Origin of the sequence: Povalibacter sp., assembly GCF_036735925.1 — a bacterium.
Lineage (GTDB): Bacteria > Pseudomonadota > Gammaproteobacteria > Steroidobacterales > Steroidobacteraceae > Steroidobacter.
The window spans coordinates 1-5,500 of record NZ_DAINNK010000142.1; the positions used below are offsets into that span (position 1 = coordinate 1).

Genomic DNA, 5,500 nt, shown 5'->3' on the forward strand with positions numbered 1-5,500 from the left:
GCGCGCGCGGTAGTGGCTTAACCGGACACTAGTGGGCTAAAGCCTGACCTACAGAGGCCCCGCTGCGCGGAGGAAGGGACCCCATATCGATGTAGTCCCCAACCTGCAGGACGTTCATCCGATCCCCGCATCGACGGGCGGCAGCGTCCATCTTTCTGTCAAATCAGGAACGACCCAGTCTGTAAATTTCATAACGCGCCCGGTCGTTGCCGCTGAAGTGTGCACCAGGCCCGGCTGTCGTCCGCCGCGGCTCTGGAAAACTCCGGACCAGGTCATGGCGATTCCCGGGACGATGCTCACTCTACTGACGATCTGCAGTCTGCTGGCGCTGGCCGCCGTCTCGATGTACGCGTACACCTTCCACACGCGCCTCCGGTCGTTGCGCGAGCGGCTGGTCGAGTCGGAGGCACGGCATACCGAGCATCTCGCGCAGGTCGAAGACGGCAATACCGTTCGCCGCAAGATCGAGGCGCAGCTTTTCGAAAAGCAGCAGCGACTGGATCGGCTCGCCCATCACGATCAGCTCACCGGACTGCCCAACCGCCTTTTCCTGGCGGCGCATCTGCCCATTGCGATGGAGCAGGCCCGCAAGCGTCGCCAGGCGCTGGCGGTGCTGTTTCTCGATCTCGACCGGTTCAAGCACGTCAACGACACCTTCGGACACGAGACCGGCGACAAGCTCCTGCAGTCGGTCGCCCAACGCGTCAAGGAGGTGGTGCGTGCCGAGGACACCGTCGTGCGCATGGGCGGCGACGAATTCGTGGTCATCCTCGGCGCCGTCCGCAATGCCGAGCAGGTCACGGATACGGCTTCACGCATCACCGCCGCGCTCACTGCGCCGATCGTCATCGACGGCAAGCCGCTGGTGACGACGGTCAGCGTCGGCGTCAGCCTGTACCCGCGCGACGGCGAGGACGTGGGTTCGCTGCTCCGGCATTCGGACACCGCGATGTACCAGGCCAAGGAAGGCGGTCGCAACAACTTCCAGGTGTTCAATCCGACGATGGATCGCAAACTGAAGGAACGCGTGGCGATCGAAGCCAGCATGCGCGATGCGCTGGCGGCGCAACGCTTCGATGTCCACTACCAGCCGCTGATCGAGATCGAAAGCCGGCGGGTGGTCGCGCTCGAGGCGCTGGTGCGCTGGCGGGATCCGGAAGAGGGATACATTCCACCGAGCCGCTTCATTCCGATCGCTGAAGAAACCGGCCTGATCGTGCAGATCGGCGACTTCGTGCTGCAGCGGGTCGTGGAAGACATGAAACAGTGGCGCCAGTCGGGCGCCGTGCTGGTGCCGGTGGCGGTGAACGTCTCGGCGGGGCAGTTGCGCCGGGCGAACCTGCGGGAACGCATCGAGCAGCTGACCACTGCCTACGAACTCGCTCCCTCCATGCTGCAGATCGAACTGACGGAAGGCGCGATGTTCGAGCAGCCCGAATCGCGCCAGGGCGAGTCGAACGAGGACGCCGTCAACGAACTGGCCGCCCTCGGCCTGCGTGTCGCGATCGACGACTTCGGCACCGGTTACTCGAGCCTGAGCTATCTGAAACGCTGGCGTGTCGATTGCCTGAAGATCGATCGCAGCTTCATTCGCGACCTGGTGACCGACACGAACGATCACGCCATCGTCGGCGCCATCATTGCGATGGCCCAGCATCTGAAGATCAACGTCGTCGCCGAAGGCGTCGAGGCGTGGTCGCAGCTCGAAACCCTGCGGCGGCTCGGTTGTCGCTACGCCCAGGGCTATCTGTTCGCCGAACCCGTTCCCGGCCGGCGGGCGCGCGAATTCCTCAATGGCCGCCGCCTCGGACTTCCGGACCTCGAAACCGATCTTCTGAAAGCAGCCAGCGCGTAAGATCGGCGCCGGAACGCTCGACGGGGATCCGGCTTTGACCATCACGCTCTACGGCATCAGGAACTGCGACACCATGAAGAAGGCCAGGACCTGGCTGGACGAACACGGTGTCGACTACGTCTTCCACGATTACAAAGTCAGCGGCATCGACCGTGCCTCGCTCGCGCGCTGGTGCAAGGCGAAGGGCTGGGAAACGGTGCTCAACCGCGCCGGCACGACCTTCCGCAAGCTGCCCGACGCAGTGCGTGCCGGCCTCGACGAAGCGAAAGCCATCGACCTGATGCTCGAACAACCCTCGATGATCAAACGCCCCGTCCTCGAAGGCGGCGGACACTTGCTGATCGGCTTCCGGCCGGAGGAATATCGGGCCGCGCGACTGAGTCTGTAGGGGCCGGCGTCTTCTGTAGGTCAGGCTTCAGCCTGACTTCTGAAAGAGGCCGGCTGAAGCCGGCCCCACAGGGAAGCGCGAATCCCTCAGCTCCCGCGCGTCACCGGCATCTCCACCGCATCCTGCGGCCGGTTCAGGTGCTGCGCCAGTTCCAGCTTCGCGATGGCATTGCGATGCACTTCGTCGGGGCCGTCAGCGAGGCGCAGCGTGCGCTGGCCGGCCCACAGTTTCGCCAGCGGGAACTCGTCGCTCACGCCGCCGCCGCCGTGGGCCTGGATCGCCCAGTCGATGACCCGCAGCGTCATGCTCGGCACGATCACCTTGATCATGGCGATTTCCTTCTTCGCGACCTTGTTGCCGACCGTGTCCATCATGTACGCGGCCTTCAGCACCATGAGCCGCGCCTGATCGATCGAGCAGCGCGCTTCGGCGATGCGTTCGTGCCAGATCGACTGGGCGGAGATGGGCTTGCCGAAGGCGACGCGCGCACTGAGACGCTTGCACATGAGTTCGAGCGCGCGTTCGGCGACGCCGATGGAGCGCATGCAGTGATGGATGCGGCCCGGGCCGAGGCGGCCTTGCGCGATCTCGAACCCGCGGCCTTCGCCGAGCAGGATGTTCGCCGCCGGCACCCGCACGTTCTTCAGATCGACTTCGGCATGGCCGTGCGGCGCATCGTCATAGCCGAACACCGGCAGATGCCGCAGCACGGTGACGCCGGGCGAGTCGGCCGGCACGAGGATCATCGACTGCTGCTGATGCCGGCCGGCCTCAGGATTGGTCTTGCCCATCAGGACGTACACCTTGCAGCGCGGATCGTTGGCGCCGCTCGACCACCATTTGCGGCCATTGATGACGTATTCGTTGCCCTCGCGCCGGATGCTGCACTCGATGTTGGTGGCATCCGAGGAGGCAACCGCGGGCTCGGTCATGAGGAAGGCCGAGCGGATCTCGCCGGCCAGCAGCGGTTCCAGCCACTGGTCCTTCTGCGCTTCCGTGCCGTAGCGCTCGATGGTTTCCATGTTGCCGGTGTCGGGCGCCGAGCAGTTGAACACCTCGGCCGACCAGGGCACGCGGCCCATGATCTCGCACAGCGGCGCGTATTCGAGATTCGACAGGCCCTGCGGCGCGCGCGGCGAACGCGGCAGAAACAGGTTCCAGAGCCCGGCCTCGCGCGCCCTGGGTTTCAGGTCCTCGATGATCTGCAGCGGCACCCAGGGATTGCCGTTGCGCCGGTTCGCGGCCAGCTCCTGCTCGCAGGTTTTCTCGTTGGGAACGATGTGATCGTCGACGAAGCGCAGCAGCCGGGCCTGCAGTTCACGGACACGGGGACTGAATTCGAATTCCATGGGGCACCTGTGGAGTCGGGACAGGGCGCATCGCCCTGCAGTACGATTCTTGTCGCTACCTTGCAGTGATCGCGTGCCCGACGCCAATGCTATGTCTGCATGGCGGCCGATCAGCGCCGCGAATGGCTGCGGAGACGAGAACATGCACCTGCCCCGGATCGATCTCAACCTGTTCACGGTATTCGACGCGATCTACCGCGAAGGCGGCATCACGCCGGCCAGCAAGCGCCTGCACCTGTCGCAGCCCGCCGTGAGTCATGCGCTGGCCCGCCTGCGCGAGATGCTGAACGATCCGCTGTTCGAGCGTCATGGCAATGCCATGGTGCCGACGCCGAAGGCCCGTGCGCTGGCGGCCACCATCGGCCGGTCGCTCGGTGCGCTCGAACACATGATGCAGCACGCCGGACAGTTCGATCCGCTGACCAGCGACCGCACGTTCACCATGGCGGTGCGTGAAGCCCACGAGTATTCCTTCCTGCCGGCGCTCCTGCGGCGCGTGCGCGAGACGGCGCCGAACGTCGATGTGGCGTCGGTGCGTATCGATCGCCGCGATCTCGAGGAAGACCTGCAGAGCGGCGAACTCGACGTCGGCATCGACGTGGCGTTGCCGCTGTCGCTCGACGTGCGGCGCGAATGCATGAGTGCCGAGCCGCTGGTCGTGCTGGCGCGCGCCGATCACCCGGCGATCCGCGGTTCGCTCGATCTCGACACCTATCTCACGCACGAGCACGTGCTGGTCACGGGCCGGCGTCGCGGCGGCGGCTATGAAGATGCCGCACTGAACCGCGCCGGTGTTACCCGTCGCATCCGCGTCCGCTGCCAGCAGCACGTTGCGGCTTGCGAGATCGTCAGCCAGTCCGACGTGCTGACGACCATGACGCGCAATCAGGCCGAACTCGCGAACCGCCACATCGGCAACCAGATGCTGCTGTTCCCGCTCGACTCGCCGCCGCTCGAAACCTTCCTGTACTGGCACGGCAACGTGCACGAAGACGCCGCGAACGCCTGGTTCCGCGATCTGGTACGCGAATCGATGCTGGCCGCGCGCACGATCAGCGCCCTGTAGACCCACGACATGCCGACACAACGATTCTTTCCGACGCTCATCCATGCGGCCAGCCTGCAGGGCCGCGACTGGCGGCAGTTCAACAACCGCCTGTTGCGCGAGTGCCTGCAGTTACGTGTCGACGACGAGGCCGGGCAGCGCTGGTCGAAGCAGAATTATCCGGGCGGCTATACCTCCTACAGCTCGGTGCCGCGCATGCACACGCTCTCGCCGACGTTCGCGGCGCTGGAGAAGAAGCTCAACCGGCACGTCCGCGCGTTCGCGCGCAAACTGCAGCTCGACATCGAACAGCGTCCGCTCGCCATGACGGACTGCTGGGTCAACATCATGCCGCGCCATGTCGTGCACGGACTGCACCTGCATCCGCTGTCGACGATCAGCGGCACGTACTACGTGCAGACGCTGAAGGGTTCACCGGGCATCAAGTTCGAAGATCCGCGGCTCGATCGCTTCATGGCGGCGCCGCCGCGGCGGATGGATGCACGGACGGAGAACAAACCGTGGGTGGTGCTGCCGGCGCAGGCGGGGAGTCTCGTGCTCTTCGAAAGCTGGTTGCGGCACGAGGTCGCGCCCAATCCGCTCGCTGCCGAGCGCATCAGCATCAGTTTCAACTATGGCTGGTTCTGACGGCCGAAGAAGTCAGGCGGAAGCCTGACCCACAGCCTGTGGGGCCGGCTTCAGCCCAATGGCACTGACTTAAGGATTTGCTCTGCCTGTGGGGCCGGCTTTAGCCGGCCTTTTTCAGAGTCAGGCTAAAGCCTGACCTACAGAGGAAACAGATTGCACGGCTTAAGTCAGTGCCATGTATGGACCCGTCCCCGTTAGCAAGCCCCGCGTTCCTG

General features: G+C 65.0%; 5 protein-coding genes. 4 read left to right on the forward strand and 1 reads right to left on the reverse strand.

From position 1 onward, the window contains the following. The first annotated feature begins 274 nt into the window (after positions 1 to 274). Entirely contained in the window at positions 275 to 1,855 is a 1,581-nt protein-coding gene (locus V7D81_RS22750; RefSeq protein WP_324320635.1) for a putative bifunctional diguanylate cyclase/phosphodiesterase, read from the forward strand. 34 nt (positions 1,856 to 1,889) lie between these two features. Next, positions 1,890 to 2,243, forward strand: a complete 354-nt coding sequence (locus V7D81_RS22755) for an ArsC family reductase (protein ID WP_324320637.1) — start codon at positions 1,890 to 1,892, stop codon at positions 2,241 to 2,243. 86 nt (positions 2,244 to 2,329) lie between these two features. On the opposite strand, the gene V7D81_RS22760 is transcribed toward V7D81_RS22755, so the two are convergent. After that, positions 2,330 to 3,592: an acyl-CoA dehydrogenase family protein gene (locus V7D81_RS22760; protein WP_324320639.1), complete on the reverse strand. Its 1,263-nt coding sequence runs from the start codon at positions 3,590 to 3,592 to the stop codon at positions 2,330 to 2,332. A 142-nt stretch (positions 3,593 to 3,734) separates the two neighbouring features. On the opposite strand from V7D81_RS22760, the gene V7D81_RS22765 reads away from it, so the two are divergent. Next, entirely contained in the window at positions 3,735 to 4,658 is a 924-nt protein-coding gene (locus V7D81_RS22765) for a LysR family transcriptional regulator (RefSeq protein ID WP_324320640.1), read from the forward strand. Between the two features lie 9 nt (positions 4,659 to 4,667). After that, positions 4,668 to 5,285: a TIGR02466 family protein gene (locus tag V7D81_RS22770; protein WP_324320642.1), complete on the forward strand. Its 618-nt coding sequence runs from the start codon at positions 4,668 to 4,670 to the stop codon at positions 5,283 to 5,285. The last annotated feature ends 215 nt before the right edge of the window (positions 5,286 to 5,500 follow it).